Annotated in this window: 19 protein-coding genes; 12 read left to right on the top strand and 7 right to left on the bottom strand. The window is 49.5% G+C overall.

Annotation, left to right across the window (positions count from 1 at the left end):
- Nucleotides 1-93 precede the first annotated feature (93 nt).
- The 5 genes from AC4IE8_RS06375 (at nucleotide 94) to pabB (ending at nucleotide 5,528) form a co-directional block, all read left to right on the top strand.
- Nucleotides 94-1,236 (top strand): ABC transporter substrate-binding protein, encoded by a 1,143-nt coding sequence (locus AC4IE8_RS06375; protein ID WP_068995050.1) that lies wholly within the window; start codon nucleotides 94-96, stop codon nucleotides 1,234-1,236.
- Between the two features lie 143 nt (nucleotides 1,237-1,379).
- Entirely contained in the window at nucleotides 1,380-2,309 is a 930-nt protein-coding gene (locus AC4IE8_RS06370) for a PQQ-dependent catabolism-associated beta-propeller protein (protein ID WP_490790586.1), read from the top strand.
- Nucleotides 2,306-3,043 (top strand): ABC transporter ATP-binding protein, encoded by a 738-nt coding sequence (locus AC4IE8_RS06365; RefSeq protein ID WP_068995048.1) that lies wholly within the window; start codon nucleotides 2,306-2,308, stop codon nucleotides 3,041-3,043. The genes AC4IE8_RS06370 and AC4IE8_RS06365 overlap by 4 nt, the downstream gene beginning before the upstream one ends.
- Nucleotides 3,040-3,846 carry an ABC transporter permease gene (locus tag AC4IE8_RS06360; protein WP_490790585.1) on the top strand — a complete coding sequence of 269 codons (807 nt, stop codon included), beginning with the start codon at nucleotides 3,040-3,042 and terminating at the stop codon, nucleotides 3,844-3,846. Before AC4IE8_RS06365 ends, AC4IE8_RS06360 begins: the two co-directional genes overlap by 4 nt.
- Nucleotides 3,847-4,136: 290 nt before the next feature.
- Nucleotides 4,137-5,528: an aminodeoxychorismate synthase component I gene (pabB, locus tag AC4IE8_RS06355; protein ID WP_490790584.1), complete on the top strand. Its 1,392-nt coding sequence runs from the start codon at nucleotides 4,137-4,139 to the stop codon at nucleotides 5,526-5,528.
- Nucleotides 5,529-5,606: 78 nt separating this feature from the next.
- Here the strand turns inward: pabB and AC4IE8_RS06350 are convergent, their stop codons facing one another.
- Nucleotides 5,607-7,673, bottom strand: a complete 2,067-nt coding sequence (locus AC4IE8_RS06350; RefSeq protein WP_490790583.1) for a TonB-dependent receptor family protein — start codon at nucleotides 7,671-7,673, stop codon at nucleotides 5,607-5,609.
- Between the two features lie 275 nt (nucleotides 7,674-7,948).
- Here AC4IE8_RS06350 and AC4IE8_RS06345 point away from each other — a divergent pair, with 275 nt between their 5' ends.
- The 6 genes from AC4IE8_RS06345 (at nucleotide 7,949) to AC4IE8_RS06320 (ending at nucleotide 16,915) form a co-directional block, all read left to right on the top strand.
- Entirely contained in the window at nucleotides 7,949-9,277 is a 1,329-nt protein-coding gene (locus AC4IE8_RS06345; protein ID WP_068995045.1) for an ATP-binding protein, read from the top strand.
- Between the two features lie 6 nt (nucleotides 9,278-9,283).
- On the top strand, nucleotides 9,284-9,931 hold the full coding sequence (locus AC4IE8_RS06340) for a response regulator (protein ID WP_068995044.1): 648 nt from the start codon (nucleotides 9,284-9,286) through the stop codon (nucleotides 9,929-9,931).
- Between the two features lie 192 nt (nucleotides 9,932-10,123).
- Nucleotides 10,124-12,430 (top strand): TonB-dependent receptor, encoded by a 2,307-nt coding sequence (locus AC4IE8_RS06335; RefSeq protein WP_490790582.1) that lies wholly within the window; start codon nucleotides 10,124-10,126, stop codon nucleotides 12,428-12,430.
- Between the two features lie 623 nt (nucleotides 12,431-13,053).
- Nucleotides 13,054-14,379, top strand: a complete 1,326-nt coding sequence (locus AC4IE8_RS06330; protein ID WP_490790581.1) for a response regulator — start codon at nucleotides 13,054-13,056, stop codon at nucleotides 14,377-14,379.
- Between the two features lie 431 nt (nucleotides 14,380-14,810).
- Nucleotides 14,811-16,121 carry an NAD(P)/FAD-dependent oxidoreductase gene (locus AC4IE8_RS06325; RefSeq protein WP_490790580.1) on the top strand — a complete coding sequence of 437 codons (1,311 nt, stop codon included), beginning with the start codon at nucleotides 14,811-14,813 and terminating at the stop codon, nucleotides 16,119-16,121.
- Nucleotides 16,122-16,324: 203 nt separating this feature from the next.
- Nucleotides 16,325-16,915, top strand: a complete 591-nt coding sequence (locus tag AC4IE8_RS06320; RefSeq protein WP_490790579.1) for an HNH endonuclease — start codon at nucleotides 16,325-16,327, stop codon at nucleotides 16,913-16,915.
- 78 nt (nucleotides 16,916-16,993) lie between these two features.
- Here the strand turns inward: AC4IE8_RS06320 and msrB are convergent, their stop codons facing one another.
- The 5 genes from msrB to AC4IE8_RS06295 all read right to left on the bottom strand — a co-directional run bounded on the left by msrB (nucleotide 16,994) and on the right by AC4IE8_RS06295 (nucleotide 21,396).
- Nucleotides 16,994-17,440 carry a peptide-methionine (R)-S-oxide reductase MsrB gene (msrB, locus tag AC4IE8_RS06315; RefSeq protein WP_068995041.1) on the bottom strand — a complete coding sequence of 149 codons (447 nt, stop codon included), beginning with the start codon at nucleotides 17,438-17,440 and terminating at the stop codon, nucleotides 16,994-16,996.
- An 821-nt stretch (nucleotides 17,441-18,261) separates the two neighbouring features.
- Nucleotides 18,262-18,789 (bottom strand): DUF3299 domain-containing protein, encoded by a 528-nt coding sequence (locus tag AC4IE8_RS06310; RefSeq protein ID WP_068995040.1) that lies wholly within the window; start codon nucleotides 18,787-18,789, stop codon nucleotides 18,262-18,264.
- A gap of 53 nt (nucleotides 18,790-18,842) precedes the next feature.
- Nucleotides 18,843-20,102 carry an ABC transporter permease gene (locus AC4IE8_RS06305; protein WP_068995039.1) on the bottom strand — a complete coding sequence of 420 codons (1,260 nt, stop codon included), beginning with the start codon at nucleotides 20,100-20,102 and terminating at the stop codon, nucleotides 18,843-18,845.
- A complete protein-coding gene (locus AC4IE8_RS06300) occupies nucleotides 20,102-20,815 on the bottom strand; it encodes an ABC transporter ATP-binding protein (RefSeq protein ID WP_068995038.1) in 714 nt (237 codons plus the stop codon). The genes AC4IE8_RS06305 and AC4IE8_RS06300 overlap by 1 nt, the downstream gene beginning before the upstream one ends.
- A gap of 8 nt (nucleotides 20,816-20,823) precedes the next feature.
- Entirely contained in the window at nucleotides 20,824-21,396 is a 573-nt protein-coding gene (locus AC4IE8_RS06295) for a DUF2796 domain-containing protein (protein ID WP_083226243.1), read from the bottom strand.
- 471 nt (nucleotides 21,397-21,867) lie between these two features.
- On the opposite strand from AC4IE8_RS06295, the gene AC4IE8_RS06290 reads away from it, so the two are divergent.
- Nucleotides 21,868-22,941 (top strand): alpha/beta hydrolase, encoded by a 1,074-nt coding sequence (locus tag AC4IE8_RS06290; RefSeq protein WP_490790578.1) that lies wholly within the window; start codon nucleotides 21,868-21,870, stop codon nucleotides 22,939-22,941.
- Nucleotides 22,942-23,096: 155 nt separating this feature from the next.
- On the opposite strand, the gene AC4IE8_RS06285 is transcribed toward AC4IE8_RS06290, so the two are convergent.
- Nucleotides 23,097-23,564, bottom strand: a complete 468-nt coding sequence (locus AC4IE8_RS06285) for a hypothetical protein (protein WP_490790577.1) — start codon at nucleotides 23,562-23,564, stop codon at nucleotides 23,097-23,099.
- Between the last annotated feature and the right edge of the window lie 481 nt (nucleotides 23,565-24,045).

Below are 24,045 nucleotides of genomic sequence, written 5' to 3'. Positions count from 1 at the left end.
AAGTATGGAGATGCTTTGAGAAACCCCTTTTCAAATAAGATTAATATTCAATGCAGCTTATTGAGTGTTGTTTGGGCTGTTTTACTACTGGGGATGTCTCTGGGATCTCTACATGCTGATACGCTTGATATACCCATTGGATTGATTACGGAAGAGGAGGGGCGCCATATCCCCTTGTCACTCCTTCAACCGGTAATCGAGGATATCGGTGAAGCCGGTGCACTACAGGGTATTCATGACAACAATACAACCGGGCGATTCACCGGTCAGTCGTTTACGCTCACCGTGGAGAAAGTCAACCCGGAAGAGCCGGCCACCCAGGCATTCAGAAAACTGCACGGGCAGGGTATTCGACTTTTTTTACTCAATTTACCTGCTAAAAAGCTACTCAAAGTAGCCGATCAGCCAGAAGCAAAAACGAGCTTGTTATTCAATATTGGTGCTACGGATGACTATCTAAGGCAGAACGAGTGTCGAGCAAATCTGTTACACACCATGCCAAGCCGGGCAATGCTGGCAGATGCACTCGCCCAATATTTAGCCTGGAAACGCTGGACAAAGTGGTTTTTAGTGGTAGGTCGGCATCCTCAGGACAAAGCTTATGCCAAGGCTCTGAAACGTGCCGCCAAGCGTTTTGGTCACAAAATCGTTGAGCAGAAACAGTGGGATTTCGAACCAGGTGCGAGACGCACAGACTCAGGCCATAACCGGGAACAGCAAGTGGTGAATGAGTACAGCCAGGTAGGCGATTACGATATTCTGATTGTTGCCGACGAGTCAGACGAATTTGGAGAATTCCTGATCTACCGTACCTATCGACCCAGACCTGTTGGTGGCACCCATGGCCTTTCGCCTGTTGCCTGGAGTGGGGTTCATGAGCAGTGGGGAGCAACGCAATTTCAGCGTCGCTTCAATGAACAGCATGCTCGCTGGATGACTGATCGCGACTTCTCTGCATGGTTGGCGGTACGCAGTATCGGGGAAGCCGCTACGCGTACAGCCAGTGGTCAGGTGGATCGGCTTCATCCTTACATTATCGGACCCGCGTTCAATCTCGCTGCTTTCAAAGGTCGACCGGTCAGCTTTCGTGACTGGAGCAACCAGCTCAGGCAACCCCTGTTGATCACCTCAGCCAGGTTAACGATTTCAGTCTCCCCTCAGAAGGGATTTCTTCATCAGTTTACAACCCTCGATACATTGGGTTACGACCGCCCTGAGAGTGACTGTGTGAACTAGGGCCTGTTAACAGGCCCTAGTCCTTTGCCTGTCCAGCCTGAATAAAACGATAAACCGGGAGTGATCCAATGCGACTCAAGTATCCTCAAAACAGACTTTCAATATTGTTATTACTCCAACGATTGTTAGGATCGATATTGTTCATGCTGTTGAGTACGCCGCTCTTCGCTTACACAATCTATGTCAGCAGTGAGAAAGACAACCAGATAACGGTCATCGATGGCAAATCCCTAAAGGTTGTTGATGAGGTTTCTGTTGGTGAGCGTCCACGTGGTATCGCCCTGAGCAAAGACAACAAAACCCTCTATATCTGTACCAGTGATGCTGATCGAATTGAAGTACTCGATCTGCAAACGATGAAGATTACTCACACACTTCCATCCGGGCCGGATCCGGAACTCCTGGTCATTGGACCACAGGGTAAGTATCTCTATGCGGCCAATGAAGATGACAATATGGTAACCATGGTGGATATCGAAAAGAGGGCGAAGGTCACTGAGATTCAGGTCGGGGTTGAGCCTGAAGGGATGGGGATAAGCCCCGATGGCAAATGGCTGGTTAACACCTCTGAGACCACCAACATGGCTCACTTCATCAACCTGCAGAACATGAAAGTGGAAGATAACGTGCTCGTGGATCAGCGACCCAGGGTGGCAGAATTCTCAAGTGATGGGAAACAGGTTTGGGTTTCATCAGAGATTGGCGGTACGGTCAGTGTTATCGATACCGAGAGCAGGAAGGTCCTGAAAAAAATCGCATTTAAAATTCCTGGAATTCACAAAGATCTGATCCAGCCGGTGGGGATTAAAATCGCCACTGATGGCAAACAGGCGTTTGTAGCCTTGGGTCCGGCGGCCAGGGTCGCGGTAATTGATACGACTTCCTATGAGGTTGAAAAATATCTACTTGTCGGTCAAAGGGTTTGGAATCTGGCGTTTTCTCCAGGTGAGAAATTTGTCTTTACCACCAATGGGGCGAGTAACGATGTTTCAGTCATTGATGTCGAACGATTAAAGGTGAAGAAGTCGATCAGAGTGGGGCGGCTGCCTTGGGGAATCACGGTAGGCGAATGAGCGAAGCAGCACTTAGATTGTCGGACGTCAGCTTTTCCTACACCAAGCGTCAGGTGTTGGATGAAGTCAGCTTTACGCTGAATCCCGGTGAGTTCTGCGTCCTGCTAGGCGTCAATGGGGCGGGCAAGACAACGCTGTTCTCATTGATCACCCGACTGTTTATCAGTGGTGGTGGTTCCATCGATATTTATGGGTATGACTTGAAACGCCAGAGTCGCAAAGCACTTGCCCAGCTTGGGGTGGTTTTTCAGCAGCCAACCCTGGATCTGGACCTGTCACTGACACAAAATCTCCACTACCACTGCGCTCTTCAGGGTATCAATCCCAACAAAATTGGCGATCGGATCGAGATGGCAATGGAGGAGGTCGGCCTGGCAGACCGTATGGCAGATCGCGTTCGAGCCTTAAGCGGTGGGCAAAGGCGACGGGTTGAACTGGTTAGAGCGCTGCTGCATCAACCACGGTTACTGTTGGCTGACGAACCGACCGTCGGGCTTGATATACACAGTCGTCAGGCGATTCTCAAGCAGGTAAGAGAGCGCTGTCAGCAGGATGGTATTGGGGTTTTGTGGGCGACGCATCTGGTTGACGAAGTAGAACCGGAGGATCAGGTGGTAATACTTCACGACGGTAAAGTCCTTGCCAGTGATAAGGCAAATCAGATTATGCAGCAAACTGAAACGGATAGTGTGAAACAGGCATTCAACCAGCTTACAGGTAGTGACTCAGCATGAAGGCGGGTCAATATTTCCGTTGCTTGTGGGGCATTTTCCTTAGGGAAGGATTGCGCTTTCTACATCAGCGAGAACGGTTTTTCGGCGCTTTGGTTCGACCATTGGTCTGGTTGTTTATCTTTGCTGCAGGTTTTCGCTCGGTTTTGGGCGTCTCGATCATTCCCCCCTATGAGACCTACATTCTTTATGAAGAGTATATTGTTCCGGGTTTGGCCGCGATGATACTGCTGTTCAGTGGCATGCAGAGTTCACTCTCGATGGTTTATGACAGGGAAATGGGCAGTATGCGTATGTTGATGGTCAGTCCCTTTCCCCGTTGGTATCTTCTGCTCTGCAAGTTGACTGCCGGAACACTGGTTGCGATTGCTCAGGTCTATGTTTTTCTCGGTATCGCCTGGTTTTGGGATGTTCAACCGCCGTTGATGGGCTATCTGCTGGCATTTCCTGCTCTGTTATTATCCGGGCTGATGTTGGGAGCCCTGGGTTTGTTACTCTCATCTGCCATAAAACAGTTGGAAAATTTTGCTGGGGTTATGAATTTTGTCATTTTCCCTATGTTTTTCGCCTCCTCAGCCCTCTATCCACTCTGGAGAATCAAGGATTCCAGCCTGTTTCTCTATGAGATCTGTCGTTTTAATCCCTTTACACACGCAGTTGAATTGATCAGATTCTCACTCTACGGTCAGATCGGATGGACAGCTCTTTTTGTTGTAGTCGGCTCTTTATTGCTTTTTCTGGCCGGCGCGCTCTATGGATATGATCCGGCAAGAGGTCTGATGAGTCGGAAGCAGGGAGGAGGTTGAAAATTGATTACCCTGTCACTGAAAGGATATATAATCGGTGATCCCAGGATGGTTAGGACGGATGCGACACGGTAGAAGCAGTCAGGCTTGGTAACGAGATTTCAAGGTTGCCGGGCAACCTTTGAGTGGTGCGGTTTCGTGGCTGGAGACCTGGTGGATCTGTTTCCTGACCCGATAACAGCTGAGAGATTGCTGATTGAATCCATGACACACTGTTTTCTACTTGTGGTAAACCTTCCATCTATCGTGGAGTGGGGCAGTGCCCCGGCCCTTGCTCCTGAGGATTATCAGTGCGCATTGAGGTAACCATCTTTCCCTACCGGCAGGATAGCGCGGAATTGTTCGAAACCATCGCCCACCTGCCATGGGCTGCATTTCTCGACAGCTGTCATCCCTACTCTGAACAGGGTCGTTACGACATCCTCTCAGCCGACCCCCGGAGTGTGTTGATCACTCAAGGTGAGCAGACCCGGATTCTGGGGAGAGGTGGATCTATGTCACTTTCAACTGACGATCCATTTCAGCTGGTAAGCGATGCACTTGGAACAATCCAGCCGGGTGCTCAGGACCTGCCCTTTTGCGGCGGTGCTATCGGCTATTTTGGTTATGATCTGGGGCGTCGTCTGGAGAGCTTGCCCTCATTGGCGGAAGATCGGGAGCAGCTACCGGAAATGGCGGTCGGCATCTACGATTGGGCCTTGGTTGTGGATCATCAGCAACAGCGTAGCTGGTTGGTTGGACAAAGCACTGCCAGGCTGGAGAGCCTCCGCCAGCAGCTACTGAGTACTGGAGAACCTGCGGCAAAACCGACAAGTCACTCCCCCTATCGGGTGCTCGGCGAGATATCCTCCAATATGAATCGGGATGAATATCTGGCCTCTCTGAGTAAAATCAAGCAGTACATTCTGGATGGTGATTGCTATCAGGTGAATTTTTCGCAGCGGTTTTCAGTCTCGGCAAAGGGTGATCCCTGGCAGGTGTACAAGGGACTCAGACAGCTCAACGCTGCCCCCTTTGCGGCTTACCTGAATACCCCGAACTGTCAGATAATGAGCTCTTCTCCGGAGCGTTTTCTGCAGCTTCGCAACGGCCAGGTAGAATCGAAACCGATCAAAGGTACCGCACCCAGAGCAGAGGATCCGATTGAGGATAAGATGCTGGCTGAAATGTTAAAAAACAGCCCTAAAGATCAGGCAGAGAATCTGATGATCGTCGATCTGTTGCGCAATGATCTGGGCAAGGTATGCGCCACCGGCAGCGTTAGTGTACCTGAGCTTTTCAAATTGGAGAGCTTTGCCAGGGTACACCATCTGGTGAGCAAGGTGTGTGGCAAGTTGGCTACGGGTGAAAATGCGCTCTCTCTGCTAAGGGCCTGCTTTCCGGGTGGCTCGATAACCGGTGCGCCGAAGTTACGTGCCATGGAGATTATCGAAGAGCTTGAACCCCACAGACGAGGGATCTACTGTGGATCGATCGGCTATATCAGTTTCGATGGTGATATGGACACCAACATAGCCATCAGGACCATGGTGCATGCCCAGGGCATCACCCGGCTCTGGGCTGGTGGGGGGATAGTTGCCGACTCTGATAGCGAAGCAGAGTATCAGGAGACCTGCCACAAGGCATCCGCCTTACTCGATCTGCTAAGACGCAAGGAACAGATAAACGCCGAATATGGGTAGTTGAATTGCTTTTACTCTACTTGTTGCGGACAATCTGATAAGCGGTCGGCCGCTTGTGGTCACCGGTTTAAGGAATCCTCAGCCACCGAAATCATAACGAAGTGTCAGGCCCGCATAGATATCCCGGTCTGGTGCAGGTTCGAAATATCGACCACCGAATGCATTGATGCGCACATTGCCGTTGTATTGTTTGTCAAAAAGATTGTTTACGCCAATGAACGGCGAGAGTTCCCAGGGACCGAAAAATCGGCTGTAACCAATTCGAAGATCAGCCAGGGCATAGGAGTTATTGGTCACCGTGTTGGCATTGTTCGCATAGATTTCATCCACGTAGAGTGCTGTCAACTGACTGTAAAATCCATTTGGGTGGGTATAGGAGAAATCGGCACTGAACAGGTTTTCAGGAACGCCTGGTATTGTATTGCCACTGAAATCATTACCGTTGTCATCGATGAATTTATCAAATTCAAAGTCTGAATAGGTGTAGGCGAGGGTGGTGATCAGATGGTCAAACAGCTCAAATACAAGCTGAGCCTCCAGACCGTTGCGGCGGGATTCGCCGGCATTTTCATAATAGGTGATATCATCGATTTCAAACGGAACCAATTCGTCAGTGACATCCATGGTGAACAGGGCCAGATCGTAGCGGACTCTGTTATCCAGATACCCTTTAACACCGATTTCATAGCCTGTGGCTATTTGCGGTTCCAGATCCTGATTGAAACCGGCGCCATCCGGGTCACGCAACTCCACTGCGGTGGGTGATTCAAAGGAGCGGGACAGATTGACGTATAGGTTGATATCCTGTCTTGGGGAATAGCGAAATCCAAGGGATGGACTGAACTTGCTGAAGCTGCGGTCATCTGAATCGTCCCCGTTGCTGAGGAAATCATCTTCCACCTCGAAATCGAGTCGGTCATAGCGCCCGCCAAGGGTCAACTCCATCATGTCACTGATACTGTATTCGTTCTGCAGATAGAGACCGATACTATCGACCTGTTCATCCTGATCCTGGATCTTGGTTCCGAGATCGTCTCCAGCTAGCAGATAGCGTTTCCGGTCATCCTCTTGTCTATCCAGATCCAGTCCGATGGTGAATCGATTGGCATGATTGTAGAGCGGGGCACTGTGGGTGTATTGGATTCCTCCACCATAGGCAAATCGATCGAGTACGATACCATGGCCCGTTGCTCCAATCGGTAGACGATTGGCAAGATCACGCCATACATAGTAGTTGCGCACTCTGAGATCGCCTTGTTCCCCGATCGGGTTTTCATAGACAAATCCCACTCTTGTCTGCTCCAGCTCCTCTCCGGAGTCGAGGGATTCATTCCTTGTCCAGGCCGCTGTGGGATCATCGTCTGCCAGTTGTTCGGTCAAACCACCAGGATCGTCTGCTTGGGGAGAGTCGGTATAGTTGAGTACCGTATTGAAGCGACCGCCTCCATCCAGGTCGATGCCGAACTTGCTATTTAACGAACTGTGTTCTGTTGTACTTTGATCCCGATAACCGTCGTAACTCATGTCAGACAGATTGACCAAATAGTCAAAGGAGTCAGCCTGACCGCCAAATTTGATCTGGTGTTTTTGAAAACCGTCTTCACCAAAGGTAGGGCGTAGAGAGATAAAGGGAATTTCCGGAGCCTGTTCTGACTCGATTAAAATAGCACCTCCGGAGGCATTGCCATAGAGCGCAGAGACCGGCCCACGGATTACCTGTATGTTGCCGATTGAACCGATATCGATACTGTCCACATTGGCTTGTCCGTCCGGCAGTGTTTCGGGAATTCCATCAACAACCACCTTGATACCCCGGATACCGAATGCGGAACGGGCACCGAAACCACGAATTGATACCCGCAGGTCTTGTGCGAAATTGTAACGGTTCTGCATGAATATCCCGGGAATCTGGGTCAACGATTCATCCAGGCCTAACTGAGGTTCTGCAAACTGGATTGTCTGTTGCTGCACTATGCCCACCGCAGCAGGTACAGTCTGTAGCGGTTTTTCAACACGGGTTGCGGTCACAGAAATATCATCGAGCGTGGTTGGCTGCCCTGTATCCTCTGCCGTGGAATAACTACTGAGTGGGACCAGTATCAAGGTAGTGACAATTGACAGGGTTTGACGATTTGACGGTAACATGATTCACTCCGGATGAGAAACTGCTCAAAAAAGTTGTATTGATTGATGACTCTATCGAAGTACAAAGAGTGAAATAGTACGACAATGATTCGGGGCGCCCTACATTAGCAGTTTATAATTTATATACTGTATTAACCGATCACAAACTCTCATCAAGCACATGAATGAGTATCAATCAGCGTAAACTCAAGCAAAAACTAATCCACTATGCACAGCGATGTCATGGGAATATTTCCCGAAGTTGTAATGAGTGTAAGTTGAGGAACCGAACCTAGATGACACTGACAGGCCGCTTACTGATTCTGGTCATCTTAATCGTTACAACGATGCTGATCAGTGGTGCCTATCTGGCATTGGGTGTGGCCAGAGATAACATTAACAATGAAGTGGAATCGAGCGCCCGGCTCACCATGCAGTTACTAACGGCAGCTCTGATCAGTGGCCATACTGAAGACCAGGTAAAGGCTCAGCAGATTCTCATAACCCATTTGCAAAGTCTGGATGATACCCGCCATCTACAGATTGCTGTCATTCGCGGCGATGGAAGGATTATCTATCCGAACAGCGAACAGAAAACCGCATCCTCAAAAGCGGTTCCCCAGTGGTTTTATCAACTGGTCAAACCGGCGCCTGCTGAATATCGTAAACGCATTGCCAGCCCGTTATTTGGCAGCAGCGAGATTGTAATACTGGCTGATCCGATCGACGAGATCAAAGAGGTCTGGCTGGAAGCAAAATCCGTCTTTACCTTGATCATTACCTTCACTGTGATCTGTCTGTTTCTGATGGCTTTCACCATTCGCCACGCCTTACGACCTGTGAATAAGATCAGTAAAGGCTTAGGGGTAATTCAAACAGGAGACTACGCCGCGCGACTGCCCCGTTTCAATCTTCCTGAACTCAATCGACTGTCTCAGCAATTCAACCATATGGCACAGGTACTGGAAGCTCAACAGCTTGAGAATAGACAACTCAACAGGCGTCTGATCTCTGTCCAGGAGTCAGAGCGTCGCCACCTGTCAAGAGAGTTGCATGATGAGCTGGGTCAGTCGATCAGTGCGATCAAGGCGATGTCCGTCAACCTTCGACAACACCCGGACAATATGCAGGATGGCACCAATGCAATCATCGGTGTCTGTAATACCATGTATAGCGTGGTCCGGGACATGATGAACCGTCTACGCCCGGTCGCCCTGGAAGAGCTGGGTGTCGAGACTGCGATTGAGCGACTGGTTGATGGCTGGAATGACCACCAGGAAGAGAGCTTTTGTGCCCTGATGATCAGCGGTAACTTCGACAGTGTGGATGATGATACCGCGATGACTCTCTATCGTATCGTTCAGGAGGCATTGACCAACGTGGCCAAACACGCCTCGGCAGAGAAGGTGGAAATAACGATCAAACGTCAATCGGATGGTTTGATAGAAGCCTATATCAGCGATAACGGCAAGGGTATCAATCAAAACAATCCCCATAAAGGTATGGGGCTGCTGGGTATGCGGGAGCGGGTCGAGGCGTTGAATGGGAAAATATCCCTTGCCAGTAATCGACCACAGGGTGTAACAATTGACATTACGATTCCTTCCCAAGATGATGCAGGCTGATCGCTAATGAGTAATATTCAGGTACTGCTGGTTGATGATCACGCTGTCGTACGAGCCGGTTACCGTACACTGCTCGATGGTACACCTGATATCAAAGTCGTCGCCGAGGCAGAGCGGGGTGAAGAGGCATGCCAGCGCTATGCCGAGCTTCAGCCCGATCTAGTGGTGATGGATCTCTCCCTGCCCGGTATCGGTGGGTTGGAAGCGATCCGCCGGATTATCGCCCGGGATCATCAGGCATCTATTCTGGTGTTCAGTATGCACGATGATACAGCCTTCGTTGAAAAGGCTCTCTCTGCCGGTGCCAGAGGCTATATCACTAAGAACAGCGCAGCAGAAATCATGGTGGATGCAATTCGCACCATCGCTTCCGGGCAGGCCTATATCGATCATGAACTTGCACAAAATCTGGCGCTGCATAAGGCGGCTGGCGGACGGGAGATATTTGCCTGTCTGACAACACGGGAATTTCAGATATTCAATCTGCTTGCCCATGGCCTGACACCATCTGAAACCGCCAACGAGCTCGCATTGAGCTATAAAACGGTGGCCAATTACACCACCCAGATCAAATCCAAACTCAACGTAAAGAGCACTACCGAACTGGTCCACCTGGCGATCAGACACGGTGTGATCGATCCGATCAGCGAATAGCGCTCTGTCAACATGCCCAGTTGTTCAATTGTCACACGTGACACTGTGCAAAATTGCTCAATTTTGGTACGGGAAAATTTCCCGGATCACTAAGTAAAAGTTCCCCTACACATCGGGCATCTATGTCGTTATAAATTCAGTTATGCAACTGAAAAACACATTCTTTACTCTGAAAGAATAATGGAAAGCCATATGCCAGATATTTTTCCCAGACGACTTAAACCCAATCGCTTACTCCTTGGTATTGCCCTGATACCGCCAGGCATTGGGCTAAGCTATGCAGCTGAGACATTGGCACCCATAGAGGTCATCAGCACCACGCCATTGCATGGAGTGAGTATTCAAAGAGACCGCTTACCCATGCACACCGAAGTGGCGACCGATGAGGACCTGGAGAATCAACAGACTCTCGACCTTTCTGAGTTTCTCAATCAACGTTTCGGCAGTGTCTTTGTCAATGAAGCGCAAAACAATCCTCTGCAACCGGATGTCTTGTATCGCGGGTTTGTTGCTTCGCCATTGATCGGCTTGCCTCAGGGCATGTCCGTCTACATGGATGGTGTCAGAATCAATGAACCCTTCGGAGATACGGTCAACTGGTCTGTGATTCCGGAATCGGCAATTGCCGGTATCAATCTCATGTCTGGCTCTAATCCCCTGTTTGGTCTGAACACGCTGGGCGGGGCACTCTCGGTTCAAACCAAAAACGGCTTCACTCATCCTGGTGGTGAGGTTGAAATATCAGCTGGATCATTTGAGCGGGTGACCACCCAGGCGAGTATCGGTGGCAGTGCGGACGATCTGGCCTACTTCATCACCGGCAACTATTTCGAAGAGGATGGCTGGCGTGACTATTCACCTTCAGAATCAAAACAGCTGTTCGGGAATCTGGCATGGAAGGGTGATTTCAGCTCACTGGATGTGAGCCTGAGTGTCAGCGATAGTGACTTGATCGGAAATGGCGCACTACCGGAAGAGCTGCTTGAAGAGGATAGGGAGGCGATATTTACCCGGCCCGATCAGACTGAGCAGGAGGCACAGCTGCTACGTTTTGGGGGAGAACACTATGTGAATGATGAGTTTGTTCTTGAGGGCACACTCTTTTATCGAAACAGCGAGGTCAAAACCCTGAATGGTGACGATTCCGATTTTGAAGCGTGTGAAGAGGAAGAAAATGAAGGCTTCATCTGCGAGGAGGATGATGAAGAGGAAGAGGTCGTTATCGATCAGAATGGCAATCCGGTTGTTGCCGATGATGATCTGGAAGGTGGTACGATCAATCGTTCAAAGAGTGATCAGGATACTCTGGGACTCAGCTTACAAACCGCTTTTCTGCAACCCCTGGCCGGTAGAGACAATCAGCTGATTGTTGGTTTTGCCACGGATCGCAGTGAAGTCGATTTCTCATCAAGTACCGAACTGGGTGCATTGGATGAGACTCGACGGGCGATCGGCAGTGGTATTCTGGTCGAAGAGAGCTTTACCGAAGTCGAAACCAAGAGCAAGAATCTCTCTTTCTATCTTACAGACACCTGGTCGGTTACTCAGCAGCTCTCCCTGACCTTGTCAGGTCGCTGGAATAAGACTGAGATCGAGTTGCGCGATCAACTGGGTACGGCATTGAACGGGGATCACAGTTTTACCCGCTTCAACCCGGCAGCTGGTGTGGCTTACGATGTGACTGAGCAGATCAATTTCTATACAGGTTACAGTGAATCGAATCGAGCTCCCACCGCAATGGAGTTGACCTGCGCGGACCCCGATGATCCCTGTCGCTTGCCGAAAGCCTTTCTTTCCGATCCTCCATTGGAGCAGGTTGTAGCCAAAAGTTGGGAAGCTGGCATCCGTGGCTCGCAACCAGGCTTCGATTGGCATTTAGGACTTTTCCATACCACCAATGAAGATGACATCATTTTCATCAGTGCTGGTGCTCTGACCAATGAGGGGTATTTCGATAATGTTGGTAATACCAGCAGGCAGGGTATCGAAATGAGTTTCAGTGGAAATGCCTATGACGAGCGGCTCGACTGGTTTGTCAGTTATACCCATTTGAAGGCCACCTTTGAAGATGATCTGACCGTTGCTAGCCCAAACAATCCATTTGCGGTAGATGGGGAGGTCAACGTCAGCTCGGGTGATAGAATTCCAGGTCTCCCTGAAAACCTTTTGAAAGCCGGTGTGACTTATCGATTTACCAACAAGCTGGCAATTGGCCTTGATCTTCACTATAGCTCCAGTGTCGTATTGCGAGGGGATGAAGCCAATCTTGATGATGAGATTGATGGCTATGCCCTGGTCCATCTGCGTGGTGAGTATCAGGCAACAGACAGATTCAAGCTGTTTGCCAAAGTGGATAACCTGTTTGATGAGGAGTACGAAACTTTCGGACTTTATGGTGAAGCGGATGAAGTACTTGGCGATGACTATGAAGAGAGCCGTTTTCTCTCTCCGGGCTCTCCGAGGGCAATCTGGGCAGGTATTCGATATGAGTTTCTGTGATGTGTTACATAGATTGCGGGCAGTCAGTAGAGAATCCAGACAGGAGTGAATCTACATCCACAGATCCTTTAATCCCAGGCCATTCATACCTGACTCAACAGACCGGGCCTGGGATGACCGGCAGAAATCTTTGTTTAGGGGTCGGCGGATTGGATTGATCGGACTGTGAGACCGATTTCAGGCAATACCTATATCGAATCCCGGCCCTTTTTTTGTCTTTTTATCTCCCCCTCAATTGACCTCTGTCCAAGTCACGGGGCACAAAAACAGACCCAGCCCCCACTTTAATATCAATATAGGGGGCTGCGCCTGCAAAAGCGCCACGAATCGTTGCTCGTTGCTCATTTGGAACAACCAATCTACGCTCCTCGCGCCTCGATTGGCGATTTTTCAGGCACAACAGGACATATTGAATTAGAGTTAACAGGCCCCAGTAGCCTAAGTTACTAATAATTATAAGCTTGTTGAATTTGACAGCGATATTTCCCTGTTTCTGGTGATCAGTTTGTTTACTCTATGCCAGACTGGTCTCAATATGCGCCATGAGATCATATACAATAGATCAAAAGGGAATCCCAAATATACATCGCTATTTTTAAAGCTAAAGGACAGTGTAGAGTAGAATGATCAATAGAATCATGCTGGTTGATGGTTCCACCGCTTCGCGGGAGGTGCTCATTCGACGCCTGCAGGTTGCTATGCCTGAAATCCATATAGCAAGTTGCGCCACGGCAAACGAGGCTCTGGCCCGCATCGCAGAAGAGCGCTTTTCACTGATCACAACGGCCTTGCTGCTACCCGATATGGATGGCCTCGATTTATGCCGCAAAATTCGCAGCAGTAAACGATATCGTTATACCCCCGTGATCGTGGTCTCGTCGGATGCCGATCAGCGCCTGTTGCATGAAGGCTACAATGCCGGTGTTACCGACTATTTTGATAAGGCCCGCGGTTTTATGGCTTTTGGTCAATTTATAAAATCGATTCTGGCGCGCAATGCAGAACTCTATGGTCGGATACTCTATCTGGAAGACAGTAAAACAGCCATTGCCTCGACACGACAAATGCTGGAAGAGCATGGTATGGAAGTGGTACATGCCAGCTCTGTGGAAGAGGCATTGACTCTACTGGAAAAATCCTGTCAGACCGATGAAAAGAGTTTTGACCTTGTGATTACAGATTTTCATTTACAGGGTCAAATGACCGGTGGGGATCTGCTTTACTCGATTCGCGTCCGACAACACTACTCACAACAGGAGCTGCCGGTGCTCGTTACCACCGGAAAAGAAGATAGCAAAACCCAGGTTGCGGTGTTCCATGCCGGTGCCAACGACTTTGTCAACAAGCCTCTGGTGGAAGAGGTGGTGATGGCCCGGGTACACGCCCTGCTACTGGTGAAATTCCAATACGATACCCTGCGCCGGCAAGCAGCAAATCTAGAACAAATGGCCAAGACAGATGCGCTGACCCAGACCCATAACCGACTCTATCTGGTCGAATCGGGGGAAACATTCCTCACCGAGCGAAACGACGGATGGGTGGTCATCATAGACCTTGACCATTTCAAGAGGATCAACGATACGCAAGGCCATCTGATCGGCGACCAGGTTTTGATTGCGATGGGTAAATTATTGAATCAATCGTTTCAGGATGGTCTGCCGGTGCGCTTTGGCGGGGAGGAATTTGTCGTCTTGGCCCACGGCGAGTCGATACCCGGTCGTTGTGAAGCGATGCGCAAAGCCGCCGAAGCACTCAAACCGGGTGGCGTAGCGGTGACGGTAAGTATCGGTCTGGTAGCCGTCGAGGATCAGCCTGGAAAAGATTTGAACAGCTTGCTCGGTCTGGCTGACAAAGCCCTGTATGCGGCTAAGGACGCTGGCAGAAACCGCCTCTACCTCTACGACGTGGATGGTCATGCCGTGCCTTACTCAAGCTTTGACTCAGCTTAAAATAAGCTTCTGATTGCTTTGAAATGGAGCACTAACAGACTCAAATTTGATACATGTATGCCTATTGAGTGTCCGTTAATGTGACAGTTAAGTTATTGCTGGACTTAATGAAATTAGGACACTATCCTAGGGCCTGTTAACACGAATCCAATACGTCCTGTTGTGCCCAGCGGCGTTATCATTCGCTCATGTAGAATAACTACACGACGCTCATTCTGCCTTGCTGGACGATAAAACAGTCCCAGCAGGGCGTATTGGATTCGTGTTAACAGGCCCTAACTCTATCCATCGCTGGCCCACTTGTCAGCAATCCGTATGATGCTGCCAGTATCCTCGATGAATACCTTTCTGTATTGAGATGAGATTGGAACAGTTCTGCTTCCTGACAAAAACTCAATCGCTGCACGTTCAAATTAAATTTGGAGCCACTGATGTTGGAATCACCGAAAATCGTTGTTGTTGGCGGCGGTGCTGCCGGTCTCGAACTCGCAACCCATCTTGGCAGACGTTTAGGCAAGCATGACAGGGCACAGGTAACCCTGATTGATGCCACCCGTACTCATGTATGGAAGCCGCTGCTCCACCAAGTGGCTGCCGGTACTTTTGATCCGGCACAACATGCACTTGGGTATCTGGCGCATGCCCGCTGGAACCACTATCGATTCCGTCTTGGCGTCATGCAGGATCTGGATCGGATAAAGCGTGAGATTATTCTGGCGCCATTGCACAACGAAACGGGTGAGGAGCTGATTCCCAGTCGCACTTTCTCCTATGACTACCTGGTCTTCGCTGTCGGCAGTGTAAGTAACGATTTTGCTATTCCCGGTGTTCAGGAGCACTGCTTGATGCTGGATACAAAATCTCAGGCAAGCAATTTTCAGCAGCAGTTATTGGAAGCACTGATCAAGGCCAATACCCAAACAGAGGCACTGCAGGATGGCCAGTTGGATGTGGCCATTGTGGGTGCCGGTGCGACCGGTGTTGAACTGGCAGCTCAGCTCCATCAGGTAACCCGGCAGATCGCCCAATACGGATTTGAGACCATTGAGCCGGATCGCCATATCCATCTGCATATCTTGGATGCCGGGCCAAGCATACTGCCGGCCCTACCGGAAAAACTCTCCAGCCAAGTACAAAAAGAGCTGGAGAGCCTGGGTATCCAGGTGCATGTCTCGGAAATGGTCACTAAAGTAACCGAGGATGCTGTTCATACAGACTCTGGTCTGGTGATACCTGCCGCTATCAAGGTATGGGCGGCCGGCATCAAAGGCCCCGATTTTCTTGCCCAGCTCGATCTGAGCGTCAATCGCATCAATCAACTCAAAGTTCATGGTGACCTGACCCTGGAGGATGATGAGCGTATCTATGCGATTGGAGACTGTGCCGCCTGCGTGATGAATGAGCAGGGGGAACTGGTGCCACCCAGAGCTCAGGCTGCACATCAGCAGGCCTCATTTGTCGCCAAAGCGTTGCTCAAAAGGATAAAGGGACAGAGATTTGACAAGCGCTACATCTACCGTGATTACGGCTCACTGGTAACGCTGGGTCGATACAGCACTGTCGGCAATCTGATGGGTGCCATTACCGGCAGTGTCAGAGTCAGTGGATGGATCGCCAGATGGGTCTATTTGTCTTTGTACAAAATGCATCAGTTGACTCTGTTCGGTTGGTGGAGAACCGGTTTAACCACATTAGCCAGGATGCTAAGACGAAGTATTGATCCTGCGATAAAACTGCATTAATCGCAAAAAAGAGAAATAGTGCGTTAAATATGGGCCCATTGAGGGTCTAATAGACAGAATTATCGGCAATTGCCAGGGTAAAACTGTAAAACAATTGTGGTTTCGTTGAAATAATTCGTACTTTTTGCAGGTTTTTAGCACTTAGATCGAGCCCAGCCTGTCATTTGTGTACAAACTCTCTGGAGTGTTGTGATAAATTAATCATGCAACTGAATGGAGGGGCCCTCAATATGCAGACCGTCATGCCCATTCTGGCGCTGGACCAGGCCGGCAATCCAAGTCGCTGGCTTAACCAGGAAAAGGCAATACACCTGATTGCAACCGATCGGGTATTGGCTCCTTTGGGCCAGCAAACCCGTGTTGTCCGAGGTGGCATCAACGCTTTGACTGGTCTGCAATCCTGCATCGAGGTCTCGTCCATTCTGCTTACCCGTTCGAAGGTGCAGCCCCATCTCTGGTCCGAATCCTATCAACCACCTTTGAGCAATCGGGCTCTGTTTGCCCGAGACGGTCATCTCTGTCTCTACTGTGGAAATCAGTTTCCGAACAGTGAACTGACAAGAGATCATGTGATACCGAAAAGTCGGGGTGGCACCGATGCCTGGTCCAATGTAGTCAGCTGCTGTTATCGCTGTAATCACCTGAAAGGGGCCAGAACACCGGGCGAATGGGGGGTTGAACTGCTGGCAATACCCTATGCTCCCTGCTATGCAGAACACCTCATGTTACGCGGAAAGAATATTCTGGTCGATCAGGCCGAGTTCCTGCTTGCACGAGTTCGACGGGCTTCTTAGAACTGTTTACGCCAATCTATTCAGCTTGCCGCTTTTTCAGCTGCGAAAGGGCGCATTAGATGTGTGTTATCGTTAGACTTATTCCTGAATTTTTTTCAGCGACAGGGCATTGATGCAGTAGCGTAATCCGGTTGGCGGAGGCCCATCGGGAAACACGTGCCCTAAATGAGCGTCGCAGGTATTGCAGAGTGCCTCGACCCGCTGCATGCCATGGGAGTTATCCGCATGATAGGCAATGGCATTGATCTCTGCTGGCTGTGTGAAAGAGGGCCAGCCTGTACCGGAATCAAATTTCTGTTGTGCATCAAACAGCAGAGTGCCACAGCAGGCGCAGGCGTAACGACCGGGTTCAAACAGGCCGCACATCTCTGAACTGAATGGTCTCTCCGTTCCTTTTTGACGGGTAACGTGAAAGGTCTCTGGAGAGAGCGTTTCCCGCCATTCTGTGTCGCTTTTGACAACCTTGCGGTCTGGTGCCGGATTGCCCTGATTGGCAAATTCCAGGATTTTCTGCCAAGTTATCATTTTTCTTCATAACTCCGGACGATTTCAGATACCGTTCACAACCAGCTTCTTGAAATGCTTAAGCGTAACCAGCCACGCTCACTGATTGCTCTCTTGGATGTCATTCATCTTGCTCGCTGTATATCCACAACAACTACTTAATATCTATACAAAACTTATTGTTATGTATGCTCTAGCTATCGTGAGTGTTGTTGATTGATCAGCTTCACGCCCCTGCTTGGGACTATTTGATTAAGTATATTCGAGAATTTGGTTTTACCAATGTAAATTTCGTATCTTTTCTGTGCGAATTGTTTGAGGACCTGTATTACAAACCTCTCCGGATCCATCTTAGTTTCATTAACTCTGTACTGGATCTCAAGCGTTATACCATTTCTGGGATAATCTGATGTACGACTATACCGAGGTACCGATACTGGGCCCTGAATGAATAACTATTGTTAGCGGCCTTTGACACAGAATAACTGGGCACACTGCTTTTTCGCGACAATACCCAGTGTTGAACCCATTGCAAAAAAGAACGGGTCAATCACGGCAACATTTCAGGCCGATTCCTTGAGGAGGAGAAATCAGCTGGGCCACTGTTATCCTGAAAACTGATCCCACCTTGAGGGCAATGGCATCGACCTCTGTTACTGAAGCTTCGCAGATTGAGCTGCTCACATTCCGAGGGATTGCCCACTGCGGGTATCACTAAGGGTTGTTTGCTGAACTTGTTATAGTCCGCCGGAGTATGCAGGTGGCAGGTAACCTCCTTGGCCTGAAGCGGATAGCAGAATAGCACGCTGCACAGGCTTGCACCTGTAAGCAGACGAGCCTGGCTACTCATCGTATGGCGCGACTTCTTCTGCCTGCAGTTGATAGCCGGCTGTGGCGAGATCACTGTCGAAGGACTTGGCGCTGAGAACCCCGGTAACCCAGACTGTGTCGAATGCCTGGCGGATCTTTGCATCTCTCGTTGGTACCTTTACATAGACGGTCTGGTTGGCTGGTGGGGGTGGTACGTGAATGCAGGCGCCATAGTAGGGTACCAGGAGAAATTCGCTCAGTTTCTTCCCGTCTCCTTCAAGCGGCACTACAAAGCCCGGTATCCTGACCCGTTTTCCATCCAGACTCTCGACCACAGGCGCCACCTTCCAGGCCGCCTCAAGTTCATCCATGATTTTTTGCGCCCTGGGGTCATTATCATCAAGCTCACTGATATCCCCAAACTGATTCATGATCTTATCAGGTCGATAGTCCTCTGGGATCATTGCATCCCACTCCAGCTCCTTGGCCGTTTCCGCCTGTAAAGATCCCAGGGAGAGTAGAAATGCAGAAAAAATCAGACTCCCAAACCAGTTCTTCATCTGTTGACCTCAAGTGTACTTTTTAACCGAGCGATCAGATAGTTAACAACATGTCAGATACGCATGCTCATACCATCTGATAAGGAGTAGCGATAGGCACGATAACCGGGAATTAGGCCAATGATCAAACTGGAAGTTCCAATCAGGCCCAGGATAATCCACTCCCGCAGTGCGGGAATGCCGATTGGCAAGTGTAAGCCATAGCGACTTTCGATGGCAGGCTGTCCGAGTAGCAGGCCGGTATAGAGCAGCAGCAAGCCAAGCGCGATCCCGAGCAGGCTAAGCAACAGGCTCTCGCCGGTGACCAGTAGCAGGATATGGCCCGGGCGGGCCCCCACCGAACGCAGTATCGCCATCTCCCGGCGCCGCTCATTGAGACCGGCAAGCATCACAGTGAGCATTCCGATCAGGCCCACAAACACCACCAGGACCGTGACGACCAGTAGTGCATTCTCTGCCACTCCCATCATGTCCCAGAGTTGCTGCAGCGCCACCCCAGGGAGGATTGCCAGCAGAGGTTCCTTACGGTAATCGTTGATCTCACGCTGAATCCGAAAGGTGGCGATTTTACTTTTCAGTCCTACCAGAAAGGCGGTGATCACCTTCGGTGTCAGATTCTTTTCCAGCGCCTCCTCGGCACTGATCTGAAGCCCGGCAACCTGTCTCCCGGCTATCCAGTCTTTATGGATCGCCTCAATGCCTTCCAGGGGAACATGGACGGTACGATCGACCGGTGTGCCGGTGGGTTCGAGTATGCCCACCACCTCGAACGGTTTGTCATCATGCCGTGTGAAACTGGTCTTGCCGGCACCGTGGGCGATGACGATCTTCTCACCGACTTGATAGCCGAGCTTGCGGGCCACCTCCTGTCCCAATACGGCTTGATAGACCTGTTTGAAAGGCTGTCCCTGGTTGAGGGTCAGGCTTTTTTTGTGGCCATATTTGTAATATCGAAAATAGTCCTGATTGGTGCCCATCACCCGATAACCCTTGTGCGAATCCCCCAGAGAGATGGGAATGGTCCACTTCACCAGATCGTGTTCGGCAAACTTTTGATAGCTCTTCCAGGAGATGTTGTTGGTGGCATCACCGATACGGAATATCGAGTAGAGCAACAGGTTGATCGAGCCACTGCGGGCGCCAACCACCAGATCCGTGCCAGAAATGGTGTGCGCAAAGCTGTTGCGTGATTCCACCCGTAAACGCTCGACAGCCAGCAGAAGTGAGACACTCAGGGCGATGCTGATCAGGATCAGCCCGGCCGTGTATCGGCGATTGAACAGGCTTTTGAAGGCAAGTGAAAGGATCGCCATCACCGCCCCTCCTGATCGGCCTGGTTGAGCTCATCCAGCGCGATATGGCGCTCGAACAGGGACGCGAGCTGTCGATCGTGGCTGACAAACAGCAGGGTCGATCCGGTCTCGTCACACTCCTGGAACAACAACCTTAGAAAGGCCTGTCGCATATCGCTGTCGAGGGCGGAGGTGGGTTCATCGGCGATGATGATCTCTGGGGCGCCGATCAAGGCTCGGGCCGTAGCAACCCGTTGCTGTTGTCCGACACTCAGTTCAGTCACCGGGCGATGGATGAGACTCTCGTGGGCCATATCCAGGTGCGTCAGCAGGCGCATCGCTTCGGAATGAAGATCGCCACCCGATTCGGTGGCCTTCTGCCTGCGTAGCTGTGAGAAACGGCAGGGCAGGGTGACATTCTCCAACACGGACAGGTAGGGGATGAGATTGAACAGCTGGAAGACAAATCCGATGTGATCGGAGCGGAAATGGTCCCGCCTGGCGCCGCTGAGACGGTTGATCGTCTCACCGAGGACCGTCACCTCACCACGGGTTGGCAGATTGACCCCGGCGAGTAGCGCCAACAGGGTGCTCTTGCCGCTACCACTGGCGCCTCCAATGAAGATTCGCTCGCCACGGGGTACTTCAAGTTCCGGTATGTGCAGTACCTCAGGCAGGTTCTTACGCCAACCAAAACGAAGATCTTTTAACAGTATGGCAGCGGTTTGCGGCATCAAATATCTCAGAATTCCAGGGTACTGTTTCCGGGAGTTAAGTCTATCTTCTGCTGCCCCTTTTTAGAAATACTCTGTACCTCAAGCTGTTCTGTACCTGGAAAGCGTTTAAAGAGGTCAAATTCAATCTTATCCAGCCGTGAGGGTTGCTCACATCGAAAACTGTAATGCGCGGTGAAGTCACTATGGCTCTCTACTTCGTGCTCATGGTCATGGTCATCAGTGTGGCCGTGCCCGTCATTCTTGGACAGGGGAGACTTCACTTCGATCGACACAGGATTGCATTGGGCGGCTGAAGAGAGGGTGAATATCAGATCGGCCTGTTTCAGGGTCTCTATTGCGGCCTCTACCGCCTTGACCTGATTCTCGGTTTTCGGTTGATGCTCAAAACCCACAATATTCATTGCAGGAGACTGAAACTCGAGTTCAAGGGTTGAGCCGTCCAGGGCAATCAGCAACTGCGCTTCGCCATGGACATGGGCTTGATGCTGTTCGTGGTCTGAATCAGCCGCTTGGAGCTGGTTGGAAGCGGCTAACAGTGAGCAGGAAAGAAAAATGAGTCCCTGATTGGTCTTGGTCATGGCGCTTTGATCTCCTGATAAAACAATTTAAAATGTTATAACATAACATTATCAAAAAGTATTGAGTCGAACACACATTTCAACGATTGACTTGCGGAAACTGTCAAAGCTGGAATTCCACTTTCGGAACCTTGCCGGTAATCCCCGTAAATTGAAATTGATCCCACCGACATTGTCAGGTCTCGCACTTTCAAACCCCCTTCAGGGCTCAAGCTTCGGTATGCATGAAACACAAACAACTACTTTGCGATGAGAGAATTTTTGGACCACTAAAAGTAAAGGGCAGGGTAGCCATACCTAACTGAAATACGGTGAGATAAAGTCAGTCTTAAAGATTGGAGGTGGTAAGAAAACGCATACGGTCAAGTTAGTGATTTTTTACCAATAGCAAAGTTTCTAAACAGCTATACTGGATACAGCTAATCAGGAAAAAATAACAACGAACATGAAGAGGATATCAGGATGTTTGTCGTGACCAATCGTGAAGTGATTCAGAATGCAAACGGCCTCGATCAGTTTGGTAAAAGGCCGAATGCAAAAGGCCCCAATGAGCTGCGTTTGGCTGAAGTTAAAAAGAAAGGAACGGGCTGGTCTGTTAACTATCTTAATGACGAACTTAAGAAAGCTGAAGTTGAAAAGTTAAAAAAAGAGTTCCGCTTAACTGTAAATACCAGTGAGCCACACTATGCCAGCCTACGAGTTGCCTGTGAGCTTACCCGAAGAGCGCGTAAAAATCGTCGTCATATCCTTTTCTTCATCCATGGTTTCAACAATGACCTGCAGGATGTGATAGAGACTGCCAGCTATCTGGAAAAGCATTACGGTGTTGAAGTATTCACATTCTCTTGGCCAGCCAACGGTGGTGGTGTTTCCGGTGTCTTGAACTATAAATCAGACAAGCGAGATGCACGTGCATCCGCCGGTGCCTTGGATCGTGTCCTGGCAATCAGTTTTCGTTATTTCAAGCTGCTTACAGAAGCGAGAAGGCTGGAACTCTACGAGATGGCTAAAAAGAAGCATCGGGAGAATGCCGCACAATGTGAGGATCTCTATGTTCGTCTGCTGGAAAAAGAGTGTCCATTCACCGTCAACGCCATGTTTCACAGTATGGGTAACTATCTACTCAAGCAGGTGATTAAAAGTACAAGCAATGAAGGCAACCACCTACTCTTTGATAATGTCATTTTGTGCCAGGCGGATGCCAACAACCTTGAACATGACCATTGGGTTGATCAGATCCGATTTCGTAACCGTCTCTATGTCACTATAAATGAGAACGACTATGCCTTGCGCGCCTCACGAGCAAAGGCCGGATCGGAACAGTTGGCCCGGCTTGGTCACTATGTACGCAATCTATCGAGTCGTGATGCCCATTACATCAATTTTACCGATGCATCCTGGGTCAGATTCTCGCATGCGCCATTTGCCAAGCCGGCTGAGAAAAATGAGAAAGTCAATGAGTTCTTCACTAGTGCTTTCAGTGGAGGTTCACCTGAAGGTGGTTTGCGATACTTTCCGGAAGGTAACTTCTTTTCGGTTGGATAATGTTAAAACTAAATAAAGTGATGGAATCCAACTTGTAAAGATGCACTGACTGAGATGGAAGAGCGTGTCTACGTGAAATCCAGTTGACTTAACAAAGGTAAGCGTGGTGGATTTTACGTAGCACACGATAAAAAAGGGCTATTTTTGGATTAAATCTAGAATGTCGGTTCTACATTAGGATCAGCGCCTGAAAGAACATTATCGATCTGAATCATGGCGTTCATCTTTAATATGATCTCTTCCAGGGTGCTCAGACCTTCGATTGTTTCATAGGTTTGGTCCTTGATTGAGAAACTGATGGAGATATTCAGTTTTTGTTGTTTTTCATCAAAAACAGGCTCAATATCCACATTTCCACCAGAGGCAGCAAAAGCATCCAGTGTGGATTTTAAGTGCTTGGTTGGCTTCATCTTCTGGAACTCATTATAGAGGTCAGCAAATTCGAAGTCGGTTATGTCATATTTACCCTTTAATTCACTGTATTGAGAATCAGAGAGACTGGCATTAACCTCGTGGCTGTTATCGACATATTTCTTGCCTAACTCTTTCTCCATATTTTCCAGATAGAATTTGGCCATTTCAACAACAAGTTCATCGTGCTGTTCTACAAGTAAGTTAGTCATGCTAGATCACATATCCATAAAAGTTGGAATTTGGAAAAGGCGATATTTTACCGATGTTTCAACTGATCACAAAATAATTTCACTATCCTTTCATGGTCTGCTTAGAGCAAGATGGGTACTACGGTCCGAGCGTAGACCTAATCGGTGGCGGTATCTTCATGAATCTAGCCGGGTTTAAGAGACAAAGAATTGGCACGTATTTTATGAACCAATTTGTCTTGTGGGCACGGTAATCGCTTGATGCTGCAGTAAAACCATCACATTACTGGCAAGTGAAGTAAAGCCTGATGAGGCTCGGAATGGACGTATTTTGCGAGGTTTCACCAGGGCTGCTCTGGGGTGTTAAAACCTATAGTGGTTGACGAACTTATCACCGTATCTTCTTGGGAGACAACATATAAAAAATATTCACACAATGTGTTTGCCTATGAGATGCTTGATCAAATAGATACCCTTGAACACAAGCTATTGTGTCTTAACA

Source organism: Candidatus Thiodiazotropha sp. AKAK2 (assembly GCF_058244685.1).
The sequence above is the reverse complement of the archived record's forward strand: the minus strand, read 5'-3'. Positions and strand labels throughout refer to the sequence as shown.

Excerpts from the sequence above, each read along its gene's own strand:
- AC4IE8_RS06350 (WP_490790583.1), bottom strand. The coding sequence starts at position 7,673 with ATGTTACCGTCAAATCGTCAAACCCTGTCAATTGTCACTACCTTGATA.
- AC4IE8_RS06335 (WP_490790582.1), top strand. The coding sequence starts at position 10,124 with ATGCCAGATATTTTTCCCAGACGACTTAAACCCAATCGCTTACTCCTT.
- AC4IE8_RS06295 (WP_083226243.1), bottom strand. The coding sequence starts at position 21,396 with ATGACCAAGACCAATCAGGGACTCATTTTTCTTTCCTGCTCACTGTTA.
- AC4IE8_RS06330 (WP_490790581.1), top strand. The coding sequence starts at position 13,054 with ATGATCAATAGAATCATGCTGGTTGATGGTTCCACCGCTTCGCGGGAG.
- AC4IE8_RS06305 (WP_068995039.1), bottom strand. The coding sequence starts at position 20,102 with ATGGCGATCCTTTCACTTGCCTTCAAAAGCCTGTTCAATCGCCGATAC.
- AC4IE8_RS06325 (WP_490790580.1), top strand. The coding sequence starts at position 14,811 with ATGTTGGAATCACCGAAAATCGTTGTTGTTGGCGGCGGTGCTGCCGGT.
- AC4IE8_RS06365 (WP_068995048.1), top strand. The coding sequence starts at position 2,306 with ATGAGCGAAGCAGCACTTAGATTGTCGGACGTCAGCTTTTCCTACACC.
- AC4IE8_RS06300 (WP_068995038.1), bottom strand. The coding sequence starts at position 20,815 with ATGCCGCAAACCGCTGCCATACTGTTAAAAGATCTTCGTTTTGGTTGG.
- AC4IE8_RS06340 (WP_068995044.1), top strand. The coding sequence starts at position 9,284 with ATGAGTAATATTCAGGTACTGCTGGTTGATGATCACGCTGTCGTACGA.
- msrB (WP_068995041.1), bottom strand. The coding sequence starts at position 17,440 with ATGATAACTTGGCAGAAAATCCTGGAATTTGCCAATCAGGGCAATCCG.
- AC4IE8_RS06360 (WP_490790585.1), top strand. The coding sequence starts at position 3,040 with ATGAAGGCGGGTCAATATTTCCGTTGCTTGTGGGGCATTTTCCTTAGG.
- AC4IE8_RS06345 (WP_068995045.1), top strand. The coding sequence starts at position 7,949 with ATGACACTGACAGGCCGCTTACTGATTCTGGTCATCTTAATCGTTACA.
- AC4IE8_RS06370 (WP_490790586.1), top strand. The coding sequence starts at position 1,380 with ATGCTGTTGAGTACGCCGCTCTTCGCTTACACAATCTATGTCAGCAGT.
- AC4IE8_RS06310 (WP_068995040.1), bottom strand. The coding sequence starts at position 18,789 with ATGAAGAACTGGTTTGGGAGTCTGATTTTTTCTGCATTTCTACTCTCC.
- AC4IE8_RS06375 (WP_068995050.1), top strand. The coding sequence starts at position 94 with ATGTCTCTGGGATCTCTACATGCTGATACGCTTGATATACCCATTGGA.
- AC4IE8_RS06320 (WP_490790579.1), top strand. The coding sequence starts at position 16,325 with ATGCAACTGAATGGAGGGGCCCTCAATATGCAGACCGTCATGCCCATT.
- AC4IE8_RS06285 (WP_490790577.1), bottom strand. The coding sequence starts at position 23,564 with ATGACTAACTTACTTGTAGAACAGCACGATGAACTTGTTGTTGAAATG.